Origin of the sequence: Terrimonas pollutisoli (genome assembly GCF_029360765.1) — a bacterium.
Taxonomy (GTDB): domain Bacteria; phylum Bacteroidota; class Bacteroidia; order Chitinophagales; family Chitinophagaceae; genus Terrimonas_B; species Terrimonas_B pollutisoli.
Genome location: NZ_JARKNA010000005.1, coordinates 256,961 through 279,236, shown reverse-complemented (window position 1 = coordinate 279,236; position 22,276 = coordinate 256,961). Strand labels below are relative to the sequence as shown.

Annotated in this window: 13 protein-coding genes; 11 read left to right on the top strand and 2 right to left on the bottom strand. The window is 41.0% G+C overall.

Annotated elements, in window-relative coordinates; genetic code table 11:
• Window positions 1–48 precede the first annotated feature (48 nt).
• Both P2W73_RS11780 and trhO read left to right on the top strand, forming a co-directional pair.
• The gene (locus P2W73_RS11780) at window positions 49–2,544 is read left to right on the top strand and encodes a DUF5686 and carboxypeptidase regulatory-like domain-containing protein (RefSeq protein WP_276502243.1); all 2,496 of its coding nucleotides are present in this window, start codon (window positions 49–51) and stop codon (window positions 2,542–2,544) included.
• A 148-nt stretch (window positions 2,545–2,692) separates the two neighbouring features.
• A complete protein-coding gene (gene trhO, locus P2W73_RS11775; RefSeq protein ID WP_276502242.1) occupies window positions 2,693–3,727 on the top strand; it encodes an oxygen-dependent tRNA uridine(34) hydroxylase TrhO in 1,035 nt (344 codons plus the stop codon).
• 55 nt (window positions 3,728–3,782) lie between these two features.
• Here trhO and P2W73_RS11770 read toward each other — a convergent pair whose 3' ends face one another.
• On the bottom strand, window positions 3,783–4,904 hold the full coding sequence (locus P2W73_RS11770) for a lactonase family protein (RefSeq protein ID WP_276502241.1): 1,122 nt from the start codon (window positions 4,902–4,904) through the stop codon (window positions 3,783–3,785).
• Window positions 4,905–5,089: 185 nt separating this feature from the next.
• Here P2W73_RS11770 and P2W73_RS11765 point away from each other — a divergent pair, with 185 nt between their 5' ends.
• Entirely contained in the window at window positions 5,090–5,452 is a 363-nt protein-coding gene (locus P2W73_RS11765; RefSeq protein WP_276502240.1) for a hypothetical protein, read from the top strand.
• 131 nt (window positions 5,453–5,583) lie between these two features.
• Here P2W73_RS11765 and ychF read toward each other — a convergent pair whose 3' ends face one another.
• Window positions 5,584–6,681 (bottom strand): redox-regulated ATPase YchF, encoded by a 1,098-nt coding sequence (ychF, locus tag P2W73_RS11760; RefSeq protein ID WP_276502239.1) that lies wholly within the window; start codon window positions 6,679–6,681, stop codon window positions 5,584–5,586.
• A gap of 239 nt (window positions 6,682–6,920) precedes the next feature.
• Here ychF and P2W73_RS11755 point away from each other — a divergent pair, with 239 nt between their 5' ends.
• From P2W73_RS11755 to P2W73_RS11720, 8 genes are all read left to right on the top strand, one after another.
• Window positions 6,921–8,408 carry a nucleoside recognition domain-containing protein gene (locus P2W73_RS11755; protein WP_276502238.1) on the top strand — a complete coding sequence of 496 codons (1,488 nt, stop codon included), beginning with the start codon at window positions 6,921–6,923 and terminating at the stop codon, window positions 8,406–8,408.
• 93 nt (window positions 8,409–8,501) lie between these two features.
• Window positions 8,502–9,521 carry a LacI family DNA-binding transcriptional regulator gene (locus P2W73_RS11750; RefSeq protein ID WP_276502237.1) on the top strand — a complete coding sequence of 340 codons (1,020 nt, stop codon included), beginning with the start codon at window positions 8,502–8,504 and terminating at the stop codon, window positions 9,519–9,521.
• Between the two features lie 80 nt (window positions 9,522–9,601).
• Window positions 9,602–11,923: a GH92 family glycosyl hydrolase gene (locus P2W73_RS11745; RefSeq protein ID WP_276502236.1), complete on the top strand. Its 2,322-nt coding sequence runs from the start codon at window positions 9,602–9,604 to the stop codon at window positions 11,921–11,923.
• Window positions 11,924–12,042: 119 nt separating this feature from the next.
• Window positions 12,043–12,666, top strand: a complete 624-nt coding sequence (locus tag P2W73_RS11740) for a Crp/Fnr family transcriptional regulator (RefSeq protein ID WP_276502235.1) — start codon at window positions 12,043–12,045, stop codon at window positions 12,664–12,666.
• 43 nt (window positions 12,667–12,709) lie between these two features.
• Window positions 12,710–13,264 (top strand): dihydrofolate reductase family protein, encoded by a 555-nt coding sequence (locus P2W73_RS11735; protein WP_276502234.1) that lies wholly within the window; start codon window positions 12,710–12,712, stop codon window positions 13,262–13,264.
• A gap of 314 nt (window positions 13,265–13,578) precedes the next feature.
• On the top strand, window positions 13,579–16,764 hold the full coding sequence (locus tag P2W73_RS11730; RefSeq protein WP_276502233.1) for a SusC/RagA family TonB-linked outer membrane protein: 3,186 nt from the start codon (window positions 13,579–13,581) through the stop codon (window positions 16,762–16,764).
• 24 nt (window positions 16,765–16,788) lie between these two features.
• Window positions 16,789–18,522, top strand: coding sequence for a RagB/SusD family nutrient uptake outer membrane protein (locus P2W73_RS11725; RefSeq protein WP_276502232.1), 1,734 nt, complete (start codon window positions 16,789–16,791; stop codon window positions 18,520–18,522).
• Window positions 18,523–18,629: 107 nt separating this feature from the next.
• Window positions 18,630–22,214 carry a VCBS repeat-containing protein gene (locus P2W73_RS11720; RefSeq protein ID WP_276502231.1) on the top strand — a complete coding sequence of 1,195 codons (3,585 nt, stop codon included), beginning with the start codon at window positions 18,630–18,632 and terminating at the stop codon, window positions 22,212–22,214.
• The last annotated feature ends 62 nt before the right edge of the window (window positions 22,215–22,276 follow it).

The window sequence follows — 22,276 nt, the reverse complement described above, 5'->3', positions numbered from 1 at the left end:
GGTTTTTTGTAACATCCGCCAGAGTATTTTCGTTTCATTATTCTGCGTATGAAACCAATTCTACTCTTTTTTCTTTTTCTATTTTATTGTTTTTCTTCAAACGCCGGGAGAGTTTCCGGGGTGATTACTGATGAAAAAGGTAACGTGTTACCCTATGCGTCTGTTAGTATTAAAGGAAGCAACAAAGGCGCCAATGCCAATAGCTCCGGCAGGTATTCTATTTCACTGGCAGCAGGTCAATATACGCTGGTAGCCCAGTATGTGGGTTATGCCAGGCAGGAGAAAACAATTTCCGTGGTGGATGGCGATCAGACAGTCGATTTTAAACTATCAATACAGGAACTTACACTGAGCGAGGTGATTGTTAAAAAAGGAGAAGACCCCGCCTACGAAATCATCCGCAATGCAATTAAAAAAAGAGATTATTACAATAGCCAGGTTGATTCTTTTTCGGTAAATGTTTACATCAAAGGTCTGATGCGTTCAGGCGCTATGCCCAAAAGAATATTTGGGAAAAAAATAGAGAGGGATGCTAACGACGGACTTGATTCATTGGGTAAAGGCATTTTGTTTTTATCCGAATCGGTTACGCAAGTCGATTTCTCCAAACCCAATAATATAAAGTACCGGGTTATTTCGTCCCGTGAAAGCGGAGGTGGTTATGGGTTAAGCTTTCCATTCTTTATCAATTTTTATCAAAATAATGTTTCAGTTTTCGGCAATAACATTAATCCAAGAGGGTTTATTTCACCCATTGCTGATGGAGCTTTGAATTACTACCGGTACAAGTATGAAGGCAGTTTTGTCGAAGATGGAGAAATGGTCAATACAATCCGGGTAATACCACGAAGAAAGAATGAACCCTTATTTAGTGGCAGCATTCAAATTACTGAAAATGATTGGCGCATTTTCAGTACAGATCTCATTACTACCAAAGAAAATCAGCTGGAGTTGCTGGACACCATGCGCATTACACAACTTCATGCTGCGGTAAAGCCAGGTATATGGAAAATAAGAAGCCAGGTAATGTATGTGGGTATAAAACAATTTGGCTTTCATATCACCGGCAACTTTGTCAATATTTATTCTGACTATAACATTAATCCCGGATTTGCCCGCAAGCATTTTGGCCGTACGATTATGCGGTATGACACTGCATTCAATAAAAAGGATACAAATTATTGGAATGACGTCCGGCCCGTTGCACTGGAATCGGATGAAAAAAGAAATTTTGTTTTTAAAGACAGCATTTCAAAACTGATGCGTGATTCCCTGCGGTCAAAACGGTCGATTGATTCGCTGCGAAAAAATCAAAAACCAATTTCCATTAAAGGTGTCTTTTGGTCGGGACAAGGACATAATTGGTATGGTAGAAAATCTACGTTGAACTGGCGACTCAAGCCCCTTATATCCCAGGTTGAGTATAATACGGTGGAAGGCGTATCAATAAATGTTGAACAAAGCTTTTCGTACTCCCATATTAAAAGTAAGTACAATTATCAGCTCGATTGGAATACGAGGTATGGATTTAGCAATACACATTTGAATTCCTATGCTGATTTCATGATCAAGCCTAAAAAGCATGGTTATCGTGAAAGATATTTGAAGCTGTCCGGCGGCAAACGCCTCTCTCAGTTTAACCATGACAATCCGATTGATCCACTCACAAACGCAGCCTATACGCTGTTTGGGAAAAAGAATTACATGAAGCTGTATGAAAATTGGTTTGGACGTATCGAGTATAACAATAAATTGGAAAGTGGCTTCACTGTTAATGTTTACGCTAGCTATGAAGACCGGTTGCCATTGAAGAATACAATGGACTATTCCTTCTTCAACAAAGGGGATAGCTTATTACCCAATCATCCCTATGAGTTGGCCAGGTTGTCTTTCAAAAAACACCAGGCATTGGTGGCGGGAGTTAGTATAAGCTGGCAGCCCGGTCAACGTTTTATTGAATATCCCTGGGGAAAAATGCCATTAGGTTCCAATAAGCCCATCTTAACACTGTCTTACGTCAAAGGATTTAAGGATCTCTTTGGATCGGATGTCAATTTTGATAAATGGGAATTCACGGTAGCTGATAAGATGAATTTCAAAATGGGTGGAGAGTTCAAATACAGGTTCGGCATCGGCGGATTTATCAACGATAAAAGGGTTTCAATTCCTGATCTCAAACATTTTAACGGGAACCAGACTTTTTACAATATTAAATACCTGAATAGTTTCCAGTTGGCGCCGTATTATCGATACAGTAATGCCGAACAATTCTATGCGTTTGGTCATGCAGAGCACCATTTCAATGGATTGCTGACAAATAAAATTCCCTTGTTTAATAAGCTTAAGTGGAACCTTGTTGGTGGCGCCAATACGTTTTATGTGAACCGTAATAATTATTATGTGGAAGTTTTTGCCGGCCTTGAGAATATCTTTAAAGTGTTCCGCGTTGATTTTGTTAATGCATACCAGCCGGGATTGGGAAATAAGTTCGGTGTGAGAATTGGTTTTGGTGGCTTAATAGGAGGAAAGGTGCAGTTTAAATAAAGTTACCCCGTTACCAGATCCTGGTTACCGGTAACTGGCAACAGGTAACGTTCTCTTCCTTATCTTTGCGACCGAAATTTGGTTCAGCCTGCAACTGACCAATTAATAAAATTTCCCGATGCGAGATCGGGATCAAATTTCAAGAATTATGGCATTACATAATCGGGTCTCCCGGCAGGAGCTAAAAGATCGTATTAAGCAAGATCCAACACCCCGCACCACTATTTCATTTTATTGTTATTTTAAAATACAGGAGCCCGACATTTTTCGGGACGAGTTATACCGTCAGTTAAGTGCAATCGGCGTGTTGGGGCGCATTTATGTGGCGCATGAAGGCATCAATGCCCAGGTAAGTGTACCTGCTACCAATTTCGGGGCTTTTAGATCTTACCTGTATTCTATTCAGCCGCTGAATGGGCTCAGGTTGAATATTGCCGTGGATGATGACGGAAAATCATTTTATGTTCTCGACATAAAAGTTCGGAACAAAATTGTTGCGGACGGCATTCATGATCCCAGCTTTGACATGGATAATAAAGGTAGGTATGTAAATGCAGAACAGTTCAATGCATTGACTGCTGATCCCAATACGGTGGTGATTGATATGCGAAATCATTACGAGTATGAAGTTGGACATTTTGAAAAGGCAATAGAAGTCCCCAGTGATACTTTCCGGGAACAATTACCAATGGCGGTTGAGATGATGAAGGAAGATAAAGATCGCAATATCATTATGTATTGTACGGGCGGTATTCGTTGCGAAAAAGCTTCTGCGTTTATGCTACACAAAGGATTTAAAAATGTTTTTCACCTGGAAGGTGGCATTATCAACTATACTAACCAGGTAAAAGAAAAAGGACTGGAAAATAAATTTCACGGGAAAAACTTTGTCTTTGATCAGCGCCTGGGGGAGAGGATTACCGATGAGATTATTGCCAATTGCCATCAGTGCGGCAAACCAGCGGATACACATGTTAATTGCATCAATGATGCCTGTCATCTTCTGTTTATTCAATGTGATGAGTGCAGGGAAAAATATGAAAACTGCTGCAGCCAGGAATGCCAGGATTTTATTCATCTGCCGCCTGAGCAGCAAAAGGAATTGCGCAAAGGCATCGATAAAGGACGAAATGTATTTAACAAATCAAGAAGCCGGATGGCGGAATTAAAAAACAAAGGCTAGTGAAACAATATGGTTACCGGTTACCAGTTTCCGGAAACATGGTAACCGGTAGTAACTACTCTTTTGATATCCATTTTAAACAAACGGGCTTGCCTACTTCAATGCGTTTTCCGGTATCTGCTAACAAGCCGGTTTTCAGGTTTCGTTTGAAAATTACGATCTCATCATTTGCCTGGTTACCCACTAAAAGATAATTGCCCGATGGATCAAAGTTGAAATTACGAGGCCCGGCACCCAGTGTTGGTTGAAATCCAATTATACTTAGCTTTCCCGTGTTAGTATCAACTTTATAGATCGCAATGTTGTTGAAATCGCCGCGATTGGAGGCATATAAAAATTTACCGTCGGGCGATACATGTATATCGGCACTGCCGGCAAAACCTTTTTGACCACGGGGCACCGTGCTTATTCTTTGCAGTTGTTTTAATTTACCTTTTCCATATTGATAAGCTACTACATGCCCGCTAAGTTCTTCGATGAGATAAGCAAATTTTCCATTGGGATGAAAAGTGAAATGTCGTGGACCGGCACCAGGTGTGGAGGCGGCGAAAGGCGTTGATGCCGGAGTAAGCTTGCCGGTTTTATCATCAAAGCCATAGATCATCACTTTATCAATACCCAGGTCAGGAACAAAAAGCCATTTATTATCGGGTGATATTAAAGTACAATGTACATGCGGCTTTTCCTGGCGATCTTTATTTTTTCCAGATCCGGTATGATTGATATGGCTGGTCGCTTCACCCAGGCTGCCATCAGTATTTACTGGCAACACGGATAAACTTCCGCTGCTGTAGTTGCCTGCAAAAACCCATTTACCGGTATTGTCTACCTCCACATAGCAAGGATGATCGCCTTCGGTTTTTTGTTGGTTGATATAAGTGAGTTCACCTTTTTTCTTATCAAAAGCGAAAGCTGATATCTCACCGCCATTGCCACCTTGTGCATTTTCATGCACTGCATAGACAAATTTTTTATCAGGAGAAATAGCAACGAAGGAGGGATTAGAAGTTTTTATATGGCTTATTTCCCTAAAACTTCCTTCGTCACTGTTAAACGTATACACGTAAATACCTTCACTTTTACCACCGGTATAAGTGCCTACAATAAGATAATTTTCTTTGGGACCTTTCGTCAGGGACAAAAAAGGCAGTGCAAGTGTCAGCATTAAGTATTTCATACAACTAATATAATGGATGTCTTAACAACTTTGTACAAATTCTTTAACAAGTATCCAATAACCGGACAGGAATTTTAATTCATTTTAACAAGCGTTCTATCAACCTTGTATCACATCGCATAGTCTTATCACTATGAAATTAATTAACGCCATATTTTAAAATTATTAACCTTAACTCAAATACCATGAAAAAGTTTTTTACTATCTCAGCATTATTGATCTTATCAGCGGTAATATTTGTTGGCTGTTCTAAAAGAGATTACAGTTATGACCAGGACTATTGGTTAAGCAAAGAACGAGGTGAGGTAGTGTACAGTGATTCTTATTGTCCCTATTTTGTTGTAGAAACATATAACGGTTATACCATCATCCGATCGACCACCGGGTTTACACCATATGAAGGCAGTGTGATTTATGGTGACCTGAGCAGGAGGGGGCATATGGAGTTTTATAATCGTTCCAACAATAGTATTATTCGTGGTGAGCTCACCGATTACTGGCTCACTTATGATGAAGCGCAGTACATGGTCGATAATTTGTGTTATTAAAAGAAATACCTATGAACTAAAAAGCCCGGTAATCCAGGGCTTTTTTTTAGCATCAAATTCTTTAGGGAAACCATATAGTTACAAACAATCTCCTAATAATCCATCAAAATCCTCCCAATCGTGGTTCTGACTTATACATTAAACCTGAAATGCATCACGTCACCATCTTTCACGATGTATTCTTTTCCTTCAATGCGCAAACGTCCGGCGTCGCGGGCGGCAGCTTCGGAACCGTACTGCACAAAATCATTATAAGCGATCACTTCTGCCTTGATAAAACCTTTTTCAAAATCAGTATGGATGACACTGGCGGCTTGAGGGGCTTTCCACCCTTCGTGTATGGTCCAGGCTCTTACTTCCTGTACGCCGGCAGTAAAGTAGGTGTAGAGATTTAAAAGTTTGTAGGCCGAATGGATCAACCTGTCAAGAGCAGGCTCGGTCATTTTATATTCTTCCATGAAGAGCTGCTTGTCTTCCGGGTTTTCCATTTCCGCTATTTGTGCTTCAATGGAATTGTTCATGATGATCACATCAGCCTTCTCGTTTTTTACTGCTTCTTTCAATGCGTCAGAATATTTGTTGCCGGTATGCATCGAAGGTTCATCCACATTGGCAACATACAAAACAGGTTTGTCAGTCAGGAGGAACAGGTCTGCAATCGCTACTTTTTCTTCTTTGGAAAGATCAAGTTCACGGATGCTCTTTCCTTTTTCGAGGTGATCTTTACAGCGCAACAAGACTTCCAACTCCGGTTTTAGTTTCGGATCAACTCTTACCTGTTTTTCTGTCCTGGAAATTTTCTTTTCCACGCTCTCAAGATCCTTTAGTTGCAGCTCAGTATCGATGATCTCTTTATCGGCAACAGGGTTAATGGCTCCTTCATCACGCAATACATTTTCATCTTCGAAACAGCGGATCACATGAATGATAGCATCCACCTCCCTGATATTACCTAAAAATTTATTTCCCAAGCCTTCACCTTTACTGGCGCCACGCACCAGCCCGGCGATATCTACTATTTCGATCTGGGTTGGTACAATGCGATTTGGTACCACCAGCTCAGCCAATTTGTTCAACCTGGGATCAGGTACATCCACCAAACCCACATTGGGGTCAATGGTACAGAAACGATAATTGCTTGCCTGTGCTTTTGCACTATTACTCACCGCATTAAATAAGGTCGATTTTCCAACGTTTGGTAATCCTACAATCCCTGCTTGTAAAGCCATTTTTTCTAAAAATTTTCAGTTTGCAATTAGGCAGTTCCCCAATTGTTTTTTTAAAAAATTTTCAGCTTGTAGTTGATGGCGATTAATGGTAATTGCCCACTGCAAACTGCTAATTGTTTTCGGGGCGCAAAGATAGGTGAAATGGGGGCAGGCTGGCACATAATATCAAACTTTCCATTACCTTCAACCCCAGTCTTTTAAAATGTACTTACACTAAAAATTACAAAAGAAAAACCAATATGGCTCTGAGCAGGATATGGTCGGCTTTTATCATTATTGCTTTTTTGGTTGCGGGTTTCAGAATGCTGAAAGGAGATGAAAAGATATTTACCCGCATGGTGGTCGGCAAATCATCTGATAAGTATGACAGCATCTACTATGTTACGGTTGGGTCGCCACTGAATCAAAACCTTTCGCCCAAATATGCAGAATTTTTAAGAGAATATGGCTATGCCAAAAGAGACTCTGCACATAAGGCAACTGTTCTTCTCACAGATGACCTGGCAAAAGATTCCGTCAACATCATTAAAGCTGCCAATCCTTCCATACAAACCTTCACTTATACATCGGTACAAAAAAAATTAGAAAGAAAGGTCGATGGCATTATTGAAACAGCAAAAAATGCAGTCATTGATATTATCATCCCCTTGATTGGTATTATGGCGTTGTTTATGGGTTTTCTCAGTATTGCCGAAAGGGCGGGCGGTGTAAGGCTTTTGTCAAGAATGATATGGCCATTTTTTTCACGCATTTTTCCCGACCTGCCAAAGAATCACCCGGCCATGGGACACATGATGATGAACTTTTCCGCCAATTTATTGAATCTGGACAATGCAGCGACGCCATTTGGATTAAAGGCTATGGATAGCTTGCAGGAATTGAACAGCAATAAGGCGGTAGCATCTAATTCACAGATCATGTTCCTCGCATTGCATGCATCGGGACTGACATTGATACCAGTTACCATCATTGCTTACCGCAGTGGGTTAGGAGCTCAGAATCCCACTGATATTTTTATTCCTTGTATGATCGCCACTTTTGCAGCGACTGTGGCCGCTATGTTTATCGTTTCGTTCAGACAAAAGATCAACATATTTCAACCGGTAATATTGGCGTGGGTCGGTGGCATCTCTGCATTGATCGCCCTGTTGGTTTGGTATGTGATACGCCTGGATGCAGCCGAAGCGCAATTGTTTTCCGGCATATTAAGCAATGGCATTATTCTTACTATTTTCTTTTTAATTGTATTGGGCGGACTGTATAAAAAGATTGATGTATTTGATGCATTTGTTGAAGGAGCCAAGGGCGGGTTTGAAACCGCGGTCAGGATCATTCCATATATTGTCGGTATGCTGATTGCAATCAGTATGCTGAGAACAAGCGGTACTTTTGACGTGATCATCAATGGAATGAAAACTTTGTTTGCTGCATTAGGAACCGATACAAGATTTGTTGACGGTTTGCCGACTGCTTTAATAAAACCCATGAGTGGTAGTGGAGCAAGAGGAATGATGCTGGACACAATGAAAACATTTGGCCCGGATTCGTTTGCCGGCAGGCTATCGTCCATTTTACAAGGCTCTTCAGATACTACATTCTATGTGGTAGCCGTTTACTTTGGATCAGTTAATATCCGCAATACCCGCTATTCTATTGGTGCTATGCTGTTGGCCGACCTTGTTGGCATCATTACAGCAATTGGCTTATGTTATTTATTTTTTGGCTAATAAATTTTACCTGGCTTAATTTCATCTTACTTTGACTGCTAAATAAGTGCTTATAATGAGATCAATATGACTTATTGAATTAAAAAATAACAAATGAAAAGGGTCTCTTTAAAAGACGTTGCGAAAGAAGCAGGCATTTCTCCGTCAGCGGTGTCATTTATTTTAAACGGGCGGGCCACCGAAATGCGAATAAGCAAGGATCTTGAAAAAAGAGTTCAGGTTATTGCCGAACAGTTGGGTTATGTTCCCAACCAGGTAGCCGTTAGCCTTCGCACCGGTCAATCGAAAATGCTCGGACTTATTGTGGAGAGCATTTCAGGACATTTCTTTGGAATGCTTGCGCACATTATTGAAGAAGAAGCGGAAAATGCTGGTTATCGCCTGTTGTATAGCAGCACGGAAAATAAAGCGAAAAGAGGAATTGACATTCTGAGAATGTTTTCCCAACAACAGGTCGACGGTTACCTCATCACGCCTGCCAGGGGAATGGAGAAAGAAATAGACGCCATTGCCAAACACAATAAACCCCTGGTTTTAATAGATAGCTATTTTCCCACTGATAATATATCCCATGTGTTGGTAGATAATTACAATGGAATGATGATGGGGATGAATCATTTGCTTAAAAAGGGATATAAAAATATTGTCTTTGTTACCGTGGATCTGCACCTGGTACAAATGGAAGAAAGAAAGCATGCTTTTAAAGATGCAATGAAAAAAAAGAAGGTTAAAAAGATTGATGAACAAATATTGGAAATAGCTTACGGCACAAGCCAGGATGATATTATCAAACAACTAAAAAAGTTTTTAAAAGCGAAGCCTGAAACCGATGCTATTTTCTTTGCAACCAATTACCTCGGAATCCCTGGATTGGAATGCATCCAGCAAATGGGATTGAAGATGCCGGAAGATATCGCTATGATCTGTTTTGATGATCACGACCTGTTTCGCCTCTTCCCCGGCGGTATTACAGCTATCCGGCAACCTATCGATGAAATTGCGCGGCAATCAATCAAACTTATTATCCGCCAGCTAGAGCACGGGAGGGCATCCAAGATCCCGGTTCAGCGGATCAAACTTCGTCCACAACTTATCCAGAGAGGATCAACCTGAAGTATTGCTAAACCGTTTTAGTTATATATTTGAGCAATTGTTTGCTAAACACATTTTATAAGCAGTACACTATATTTTTTATGAAGCCTAGACTCGTTCTCCTGGTTGCATTCGTCTTTTCATTCACCCAATCAAAAAGTCAGTTAGTTACCCGTGTAAGTGATCCTGTTGAATGGATAAATCCATTGATGGGCACCGATTCCAAACCGTCCTTATCGAACGGCAACACTTATCCATCTATTGCAGTTCCCTGGGGTATGAATTTCTGGACACCACAAACGGGAAAAATGGGTGATGGCTGGGCGTATACCTATGCAGCCGATAAGATAAATGGCTTTAAACAAACACACCAGCCTTCACCCTGGATGAACGATCATGGTCAGTTTGCCATCATGCCGGTTACAGGTTCTCTTAAATTCAAACAGGCTGACCGGGCCAGTTGGTATTCTCACAAAGCTGAAATAGTAAAACCGTATTACTACAGTGTTTACCTGGCCGATTATGATGTGACGACCGAAATTGCTCCTACTGAAAGGGCTGCAAAATTTCGTTTCACTTTCCCGGAATCCGATAGTTCTTTTATTGTAGTAGATGCTTTTGATAAAGGCTCGTATATCAAAATTATTCCGGCTGAAAAAAAGATCATGGGTTATACCACCAAAAACAGTGGCGGAGTAGGATCCAATTTCAAAAATTATTTCGTCATCTATTTTGATAAACCTTTTCAAGTGGGACATACCTGGCATGCAGGTGATCTTGCAAAAGACACACTGGAATATACTGCCGATCATACTGGCGCCATCGTTCAATTTAGAACCAGCCGGCTGGAAAAAATAAATATGTCAGTGGCCTCATCTTTTATCAGCTTTGAACAGGCAGATATCAATTTGAAGAGAGAACTGGGTAACAGCAGTTTTGATGATGTGGTAAAAAAGGCAAAAGCAAGCTGGAATAATGTGCTTGGTAAAATAATGGTTGAAGGTGGAACTATTGAGCAAGTTCGTACGTTTTATTCCTGCTTATACCGCACTTTATTTTTCCCACAAAAAATGTATGAGCTGGACGCTGCGGGAAAAGTAATACACTATAGTCCTTACAACAGCCAGGTAATGCCGGGTTATCTATTTTCAGGAACCGGCTTTTGGGATACGTTTCGTGCACTGTATCCTTTTTTAAACCTTGTGTATCCGGATATTAATCTGGAGATGCAGCAAGGACTTATTAATGCATATAAAGAAGGAGGATTTCTTCCTGAATGGTCGAGCCCCGGATATAGAAATGTAATGATAGGCAATAACTCTGCATCAGTGGTGGCAGATGCCTATATCAAAGGATTGCGGGGTTATGATGTTAATACGCTTTATGAAGCGTTACTAAAAGATGCCAATACGGAAGGGCCATTAACGGCGGTTGCAAGAAAAGGGGTGGAGTATTATAACACACTTGGTTATGTTCCCTATGATGTGGACATTAATGAAAATGCGGCAAGAACATTGGAGTATGCTTATGATGACTTTACGATCGCCAAGTTGGGCGAAGCATTAAAACGTCCCAAATCAGAAATAGGGTTGTACTTAAAAAGATCGCAGAACTATCGCCATCTTTTTGATGCAGAAACAAAATTGATGAGGGGTAAAAACAAAGATGGAAATTTTCAAAAACCATTTAACCCGTTTAAATGGGGTGATGCCTTTACCGAAGGTAATAGCTGGCATTATAGCTGGAGTGTGTTTCATGATATAGAAGGACTCAAAAAATTAATGGGTGGCAATGAGATGTTTGCTGCTATGCTGGATTCCGTTTTCATCATGCCACCTGTATTTGATGAAAGTTATTATGGCGGTGTTATCCATGAGATCCGTGAAATGCAGATCATGAACATGGGGCAATATGCTCATGGTAACCAGCCGATACAGCACATGATCTATTTGTATAACTATGCCGGTCAACCCTGGAAAACTCAATATTGGATACGCCGGGCAATGGACCAATTATACAAACCTACACCAGATGGATATTGCGGCGATGAAGATAATGGTCAAACCTCTGCCTGGTATGTTTTTTCTGCCATGGGTTTCTATCCGGTATGCCCGGCTACAGATCAGTATGTGTTGGGAACGCCGTTGTTTAAAAAAATGACGATCACATTGCCTACCGGAAAAAAACTGGTGATCAATGCTCCCGCCAATAGCAGTGATAACAAATATGTGCAATCATTGCAATGGAATGGCAAAACCATTACCACCAACTGGATCAGTCATTCTTCATTAAAGCAAGGCGGTTCATTAAACTGGACAATGGGCAATCAGCCCAATAAAAGAAGAGGAGTGGATGCATCAGCCTATCCTTATTCATTTTCTAATGAGTATCCTGAATTGGCTAAAAAGCCATCCTATAAATAATTGGTTAAACCAGGTGTTCACGGTGCCTAACTTTAAGCATCGATTAAGCTTCATTATAAGCGAGCAGATATGCTGCAAGGATAAAACAGTTAAACACGGACATTTGATAATGGTGTTCCGTGTTTAACTATTTTTGGATATTGTTCAACCTGATGACAACCGAATTACTATTAAAGCATATTGCCCGTCATGTTCAGCTTACTGCGGAGGAAGAAGATTATTTTGTATCCCTGCTTCACTTTAAAAAGATCAAAAAGAAGCAATTTCTTTTCCAGGAAGGAGATGTTTATTCAACTACCAGTTTCGTAACAAAAGGCTTGCTTCGCCTTTATTCTATTGACAAGAATGGGTTTGAACATATTTTGCAATTTGCTCCTCCAGGCTGGTGGATCGGTGACATGCACAGCTTTCTGAAACAACAACCCGGTACCTTATCTGTTGATGCTATTGAAGAGAGTGAAATCATTTTAATGCAGAAACCGGATCTTGACAAGCTTTATACAAGGATACCCAAGTTTGAACGTTTTTTCAGGATACTGGCTGAAAATTCTCTCGCCACTTACCAGCATCGCCTCGTTAACAATCTCAGTTTGCCGGCAGCAGAACGATACAATACGTTTTGTCAATTATATCCTTCGCTGATACAAAACCTTTCGCAGAAATATGTTGCTTCGTATATCGGAGTGACGCCGGAGTTTTTGAGTAAGATGCTGAGTGGACCATTGGGGAAAAACACTAAATGAAGTATTGGGTAGAAAGGTTAAACTCGCTTAAAATAACTAAGAGATGAGAAAGATAATATTGAACCTCGCCGCATCATTCGATGGTTTTATTGAAGGACCAAATGGTGAAATAGACTGGATTGTATTTGACCAGGAGGGTGGCTCGGAACTGAACGATTTTCTCAATGAAATCGATACCGTTTTGTATGGAAGAGTCAGCTATGAAATGTGGGGAAATTATCCAATTACAGATAGCAGTTCAGATTTTGAGAAAAATTTCTATGGTGCTTTAAATAGGATGAGCAAATATGTTTTCTCTACCACAAAAGAAAGTTTTGAAGGCAACCCGATAGTAGTACGATCCAATATTAAAGACGTCATTCGAACATTAATGCAGCAACCCGGGAAAGATATTTGGCTATATGGCGGGGCTGGATTGATTTCAACTTTTATCAATTTGAACCTGGTCGACGAATTTAGAATAGCTGTTATGCCAGTGATACTGGGAAAAGGAAAACCTTTATTTAAAGAAATTAATAACAGGTTAAACTTGAAATTAGTGTGGGTTAAAACTTCAAAATCAGGAGTCATGCAGGTGTGTTATAAAGCTATCCAATAGCATTTCTTCGGTTTAAAATATTTAGAACAAAACAGTAATTGATTAATTGCAACCCCAGTAATTGATTAATTGCAACCCCGGTCTGGTTGCCTTGCTTGTAGCTACAGGGCATTTTCTGTCCACAAAAATCAATATCAAATAAATGACCTCAGGTTCAAAGGGTTGAGAAGCTATTTGTCTTGCCAACATAGTATTTTTTGAGATCTTTAATGATACTATTTTAACAGATGCTGTGCTTATTCCGGCAAATGTATTATTGACATTTATAATTTTCGTAAATTTTATAAAGGAAAGATCCCTTAAACCTGCTATATATGCTTGCCAAACTAACTCAACTAAAAAAAGCAATTTTTTCAGGCATTTTACTGGCCGTTATGGCAACTGCCTTTGCCCAACAAAAAAAAGTAGAAGGTAAAGTAACGGGCCCTGACGGTAATCCTGTCTTTGGGGCCACGGTTTCGGTAAAAGGAACTACTATAAGCACCACTACAGCAACAGATGGTTCTTATTCAATCACCCTTCCGGCCAATTCGTCTGTTTTAGTGGTTTCCTATGTAGGTAATCAACCTGTTGAGTTGGATGTCAGCGGTAAAAGCGTTGCCGATGTTACCATGCAATTGCAATCCGCCAGTTTAGATGAGGTGGTTGTAATCGGTTATGGTACCGCCAAGCGTAAAGATCTCACTGGTTCGGTAAGCAGTGTAAATGCTGCTACCATTGAAAAAGTACCTGTTATTTCAGCCACGCAGGCTTTGCAGGGCCGTGCTTCCGGTGTGCAGATCATCAATAACGATGGTGCACCGGGTGGCAACATCTCTGTACTGATAAGGGGTATTGGTAGTCTCGCCTCCGGAGGAAATAATCCTTTATATGTGATTGACGGGTATCCGACCACCGGAGGTATTAATAACATTAATCCCAATGATATTGCTTCCATAGACGTCCTCAAAGACGCATCAGCAACAGCCGTGTACGGTATTCGTGCGGCTAATGGCGTAATAATCATCACTACCAAAAAAGGTTTAAAGAACCGTGTACAGGTTTCTTTGGATATGTATGAAGCTTTTCAAAGCAAACCAAAAACATATGACCTGTTAAATGCCCAGCAATTTGCCACCCTGTCAAACGAGGTGGAGACAACGGAGCCAACTTATCATGGCTTGCCCATATGGCATACACCAAACGCACTGACTACAGTGGATTGGCAGGACGCACTTTATCGCACAGGGTTGACACAAAATTACAGTGTGGCTATCCGCGGCGGTAATGAAAAAATTCAGTCAGCGGTTTCATTTGGATATTATAATCAAAAGGGTATTGTGCTGGGTTCTTTTTTCAAGCGATTTACAGTAGGCCTTAACCTGGATTACCAACCTGTTAAATGGCTTAAATCTTCTACAAGCGTTAAATACGGTTACCAGGATGCCAATACTCCGCTTGGTACTGGTGGACTCTTCCAATTGGTGGTAAATCCCCCAACGCTGGATAGTGGTAACAGGCTCACCAACCAGATAAAGGACGGTAAAGGCAATTACGGTTTTTATAATCCTATCAATCCCGCCGTATTTAAATTTGGTAATCCTGTTTATGATATCGAAACAAGAGAATCAAAAAACATAACGAATTATGTATTGGCCAATTCCTCTTTAGAAGTCACTGTTTACGATGGGATCAAGCTTAATACCAATGCCGGCGTAAACGTCAACAATTTTTCAGGTTCGTTTTTTCTGCCGGCAGATAATAGGGCCAATACGCAATATCCCGGCGCCATCGTAAGCAAAGCGTTTTATCATCAAAACCTGAATAACAATTTCGAGTGGCTATGGGAGAATACGATAGCATATGATAAGACCTTTGGTTCGCACACCATCAATTTTGTTGCCGGTGTTTCTGCCCAGAAAAACACAACCAATCTAATGGGCGCTGGCGGTGAGCCACCGAATAACGTGATACGGGATATCGCACAAGTAGCTAACCTGCAATTTGACAGGTTTGGCAACGGACGGGTTATTTCAAGTCTTGCGTCGCAATTCGCAAGATTAAACTACCAGTTTGCTGATAAATATATTTTGACCGGCACTATCAGGCGCGATGGATCATCCAAGTTTCCCGAAGACAATCGCTACGGCGTTTTTCCTTCCGGCGCCGTTGCATGGAAAATAAAAAATGAAGGGTTCTTACAAGATGTCAGCTGGTTGGATGATTTGAAATTACGAGGAGGTTATGGTGTAGTAGGTAACGAGCAGCCGATTGGTTTATTCCGGTACCAGGCTTTATATGCAGGAAATTTTGCTCCGAATGTAAATGGTGGTGGGCAGGATAATCTCGGTTATCCATTTAACAGTGTTTACCAGAATGGTATCGCACAAACCCAACCTGCTAACCCTGATCTGGAATGGGAAACAGACTATACCACTAATATCGGCGTAGATGCAGCATTTATGAAAGGCGCTCTTACGTTGACGGTAGATTGGTTTAAGAGAAGATCAAAAGATTTCTTACTGACCATTCCGGCATCTCCGCAAACCGGCTATAATTTTATCACACGCAACGTAGGAGAGATGGAGAATAAAGGTGTGGAGATTGCGGTCAATTACCGGGGAAGTAAAGGACGTGATTTTCAATATGGCGTGGGCTTAAACTTGTCAGCTATTAAAAACAGGCTCACCGACATTACTTCCGGCGTTAAAAATTTAACCAGTGCTAATTTCGGTTTTGGATTGACCGGGCAAGGTTGGGGTGAATTTAGCCAATCAGTAATTGGTGGTGAAGTAGGAGAATTTTATGGGTACCGATCACTCGGTATTTTTCAAACCCAGGCAGAGATTGATGCACTGAATGCAAAGGCTCCCGGCGGTATATATTACAGGGCTGCTACAAAACCGGGTGATCGTTATTTCGCAGATGTAAGTGGTCCGGAAGGCAAGCCCGATGGTAAAGTAGATGCAAATGACCGGGTGAGCATAGGCAGTCCCCAACCTGATTTATTCGGCGGTCTTAACCTGGATGCCAGTTACAAAGCGTTGGATTTCAATCTCTTTTTTTATGGATCGTTTGGAAACGAAATTCTCAACTATATAGAAAGTCATTTGCAGTCTTTCCAGAAAAGGGGCTCAGAAGGCGTTCAAAATGTAAGTATCGAATATTATCAGAACCGCTGGACAGCTTCCAATCCATCTAATGAGTTTTCCAGGGCACTGGCGAATGATGAGAGCACATTGAATAATGTTCCATCCAGTCATTGGGTAGAAAAGGGTAGTTACGTGAAATTAAAAAACCTTACCGTTGGCTATACATTACCAAGCTCAATAGCAGACAGATTTAAAATATCAAGGTTGAGGGTTTATGTTTCTTCCCAAAACCTTTTCACGATCACCAAATATGACGGGCTTGATCCGGAAATTGGAATTCAGGGCGGCAACCCAATTTTTAATGGTGTCGATAATGGTGTATATCCTTCATCCAGATTTTATACCGTTGGTTTAAACGTTACATTCTAAAACTAACTGCGAAAAATTCTCAATATGAAACGAATTAAATTTATTATTATCATAATAGCCCTGGTTGTTGCGGTTTTTCCTTTGGCTTGTAAAAAAAGATTTTTGGATCAAACCAACACATTTGAAGGTACCGGTGATGCTACTTTCAATAAACCCGGTGATGTAATAGCTATAGTAAATGCTATATACGACACTTACCAGAACAGTGATCTGCTGAAAAAATGTATCTGGTACAGGGCCAATTTCAGCTCTCATGATTTTTTTAATTGGGGCGCTGACGTATTTTGGAATAATTACCAGATCCCTGCAACTTTTGGCGGAGTAACTACTTTCTGGAACCAATCTTATATTGGTATTGCGAGGGCAAATGCCGCGTTAGTGGTAATTGAGCAAACAAAGGAAAAAGGCATCATTGACGATGCGTTAGCGAACCGTTTAGCCGGCGAAGCTTACTTTTTAAGGGGCATGACTTATTATTACCTGGCTGCCTCTTTTGGTGGCGTGCCTTTGGAATTAAACGCCGTGAGTGACGGTTTAACGCCAAGAGCTTCCCGTGATTCAGTGTTCAGGCAGGTAGTGGCGGATATGCAACTTGCAGAAAATTTATTGCTGTCAAAATCAGCGCTGCCGGCCTCCGAATTAGGAAGAGCAACTAAAGGCGCCGCTTATGGCTTTGAGGGAGCGGCCCGCATGTGGCTAAAAGACTATGCAGGCGCTTTAGCTGCCTTCAATAATCCTGAGCTAACCAACAACCACCATTTATTATCCAGCTTTGCCGATGTACATGAATACAACCATCAAAATAATGATGAGTCTCTTTTCGAAGTTCAGTTTCAATTACCGCCCAATGGTTCGCAAAGCTGGGACGGAAGCTGGCAACCACCGGGCGCTGAATTAGGGTGGATAGATAGCTTTAGCTGGCCCGAAGAAATAACCCAGCAAGGCTATGATTATGGCAATCCGGCACTTTGGAATTCGTTCCAGGAAGGAGATAAACGTAAACTGCTGACGATAGTAGGTCCCGGCGATCCGCTGTTAAGCCCGGGAATTATAGCTAAATGGGGAGGATTAAAAGGTTATATCCCCGTGGTATCAGGTTTTGCCGCCGGCGATCCAAAATACACAGGCGATGATGGGAAGATATTAAACACTGTAGGGACGTTAACAAGGCCATGGTATGGAAATGATGGAGGTCGCACCGGATATTTTTGCGCCAAAAAATGGAGAGACCCCAATCTTACAGGAAACTATGGTCCTTCAGCCATCTTTGGCGATCAAAACCAGATTCTTTTACGCTATGCAGAAGTTTTGTTGTCAAGGGCGGAATGTAAAGTACGCACCGGTGATGCGGCAGGAGCAATGGCCGATATCAAATTAGTGAGGGATAGGGCCTGGGGCGGAACAGCGCCTGCTGTTATGAAAGACAGCGCTAATTACGATGGTACTCCCGGCGTAGCAATAACTGATCCGCTGCAAATGGTGCTGAGTGAATACCGGCATGAACTAACCGGTGAATATTCCCTGTTTTATAATCTTTGCAGGGCAGGCGATGATGTAGCCATAGCATTTATAAAAAAGGCTAATGGAACAGTCGATGGCAGTTATGAACCGGTTGTCAACCCCGCGCCTGGTCCAACACATGACAATAAGAAACATGGTTTGTATAACACAACTCCTACGGTGAACAACCTGCTTTTGCCGATACCACAATCGGCCATTGCCCTGAATCCTAATTTGACCCAAAACCCCGGTTATTAGAATAAATCTTTATTGAAAGAAAGGCTTTCCTCTGGAACGGAAAGCCTTTCTTCTTATCGGTCGTTTCATTACTAACTTTATAGATTATTTCATTGATGGTATATACTATGAACCTATTTAGATTACTGGTTATTTGTTTATCTATTTTCTGCCTGTCTGCCTGTGAAAACAAGCATACTTTATTTGACAAAATTTCTTCATCACATTCAGGCATTCATTTCAATAATAGCATTACGGAAAGCGACTCTATTAACCCGATGAATGTTGTAAATATATATAACGGCGGTGGGGTCGGCATCGGCGATTTTAATAATGATGGATTGCAGGATATTTATCTTACGGGCAACCAGGTCTCCTCCAAATTGTACCTCAACAAAGGCGATTTCAGGTTTCAAGACATAACTGATGAGGCAGGCACGGAGGGATCAGGGCGATGGGCAAGGGGAGTAGCTATAACAGATATCAATAATGACGGGCTCATGGATATTTACATCTGTAACACTATTTATAACGATTCCCTTAAACGACGTAATATTTTATACATCAACCAGGGGATAAATAAAAAAGGCATTCCACAGTTTAAGGATAAGGCTGCCGGGTATGGATTGGATATTAATGTACAATCCACCATGGCTTATTTTTTTGATTATGATAATGATGGTGATCTTGACATGTATCTATCCGTTAATGAAGCATCTTCCGTAAACGAAAACCAATTTGGTAAAAACGCAAATAGAAATCCTAATAGCACCAAAGGCAGCAAAGGAAGACTATTCCAGAATAATTGGGATGCCGCGGTTAATCATCCTGTTTTCCGGGATGTATCCGTCCAGGCCGGTGTTACTATTGATGGGTTTGGACATGGCGCTACCATTGCCGATATCAACCGGGATGGATGGAAAGATATCTATGTAAGTAATGATTTTCTGTCTGAGAACATCCTGTTCATCAACAATCACGATGGCACTTTCACCAATCAGTCGAAAGATTATTTTAAGCATACTTCTTTCAATTCAATGGGACAGGATATTATTGACATTAACAACGATGGCCTGGAAGATGTAGTGGAATTAGATATGAATCCGGAAGACAATTATCGCAAGAAAATGATGATGCCCGCCAACAATTATAATACTTTTCAAAACTTCGATATTTATGGCATGCAATTCCAATATATCCGGAATACACTTCAATTAAACCAGGGGCCAAAGATCCTGGAAAATGATTCCATCGGAACGCCTGTATTTAGCGAAATCGGTTTTATGAGCGGTGTGTCTCAAACCGATTGGAGCTGGGCGCCTGTGGTAGTAGACCTCGATAACGATGGATACAGGGATATGATTGTTACTAATGGTTTTCCAAAAGATGTGACCGATCATGATTTTATTGCTTACAGAAAAAGATCTGTCGCCGGCGAAAAGCCTATGCAAATGATTGATAAAATACCGGAGGTAAAACTGGCCAATTATGCTTTCAGGAATACCGATGGTATCACGTTCAGCGATGTTTCCGACGAGTGGGGTTTATCCGATCGGAGCTTTTCCAATGGCGCTGCGTATGCCGATTTTGATAATGATGGTGACATGGACATAATCATCAATAATATCGGTGACGAAGCATTACTGTATAAAAGCACGTTGCGTTCAAAAGGAGATACGACTACTCATTTTTTGCAAATAAAATGCGTAGGAGATAAAATGAATGTGGACGGGATAGGAGCATGGATAGATATTTATTATGATGGGGGAAAACACCAGGTGTATGAAAATACTCCCTACAGGGGCTATTTGTCCACCTATCAAAACATAGCCCATTTCGGATTAGGCAAAACCAACTTGCTTGATTCGATAATAATAAAATGGCCGGGCAATAAGAAGCAGACGCTTACAAAAGTTGCCGCGGACCAGTTGCTCAAGGTGAATATTGCTGATGCCAAAGAAATCTGGTTCCCGCATCCCTACCAATTAAATGAGCAGCCACTATTCAGGGAAGTAACTGCATCGTCCGGTATCAGCTATCTGCACAGGGATGAAGAGTTTATTGATTTTAATGTTCAAACCACCTTACCTCACAAACTGTCAGAATACAGTCCGGCTTTGGCTGCAGGTGATGTTGATGGTAATGGCCTTGATGATATAGTTATAGGCGGCAATACTTTTAAACCGCCCACACTTTTTTTGCAACAGCCCAATGAAAAATTTATACAAAAAGAATTTCTGGTGAAAGGAGACAAGATCAATAAAAACTCGAAAGATGAGGGCATCCTCTTGTTCGATGCGGATGGTGACGGCGACCTTGACGTATATGCAGCAAGCGGAGGATATAAATACGATCACAACAATGTTAATTACCAGGATATATTATATACAAATGATGGCAAAGGAAACTATACAAAAGCCGAAGCTGCATTACCGGTAAATCATACCAGCAAACTCTGCGTCAGGGCATCTGATTTTAATAAAGACGGAAAGCTGGATTTATTTGTGTCGGGCCGGGTTGATCCATGGAATTATCCAAAACCTGTAAGCAGTTTCATTTTTAGAAATGACACCAAAGACAACATCGTTAAATTCACTGACGTAACGGATGAAGTAGCTCCTGAATTAAAAAACATCGGGATGGTTTGTGATGCGCTGTTTACGGATTTTGACGAGGATGGGCAAACTGACTTATTATTGACAGGTGAATGGATGCCGGTAATCTTTTTAAAAAATATAGCTGGAAAGTTTAAAAATGTCAGTTCTGGTTCAGGAATTGATAATAAGCACGGATGGTGGAATTCAATTGTAGCAGGAGATTTCCGGCATACAGGCAGAACCGATTATATTGTTGGAAACATTGGTTTAAATACATTATTCCAGCCAAGCGATCAATATCCTGTATACTGTACGTCGGGTGATTTTAGTGGCAATGGCAGCTATCAGGCCATTATTTCACTCTTTCTTAAAGATCAGCACGGACAATTAAAAGAATTTCCCGCCCAGGGAAGGGACGCTATTATAGAACGGCTGCCGGCTTTGAAAAAACAGTTTGACAACTATAATAAATTTGCCACTGCCACGATGGGTGAAATATTTCCACCCGATAAAATGAAAGGGGCTCTTCGTTTACACGCAAACATGCTTCAGTCATGTTTTATCCGGAATGACGGCAATGGAAAATTCACCATGATACCATTGCCGCAGGCTGCACAAATTTCTGCGCTGAATGGAATGGTAGCAGATGATTTTGATGGCGATGGAAACCTGGATGTTTTGATAAATGGGAATGATTATTCAACCGAAGTTTCAATTGGCCGTTATGATGCGTTGAATGGATTATTATTAAAAGGAGATGGCAAAGGCGCATTTACACCGCTTTCCATTTTGCAGAGTGGCATTTATATTCCCGGTAATGGGAAGGCGTTGGTTAAGCTGCAATCGGCTAAAGAAGGCTACCGGGTGGCTGCCAGCCAAAACCAGGGGCCCTTAAAATTGTATGAACTTAAACGCAATGTACAGACCTTGAAGATCAACCCGGATGAAGTGAGTGCAATAATTATGTTTAAAAATGATAAAATTCGAAAAGAAGAATTTTACTACGGCTCATCATTCCTGTCACAGTCAGCGAGATTTTTAAGTGTAAATGAAAACGTTGCTGCAATCCATATCACAGACAAAAAAGGGAGAATAAGAAAACTACTTTTTAATTAGCAGCGGTTTCAATCACAATTTCCAGACTGCTGATTGATAAACTAAATCACCACCGGCAAACC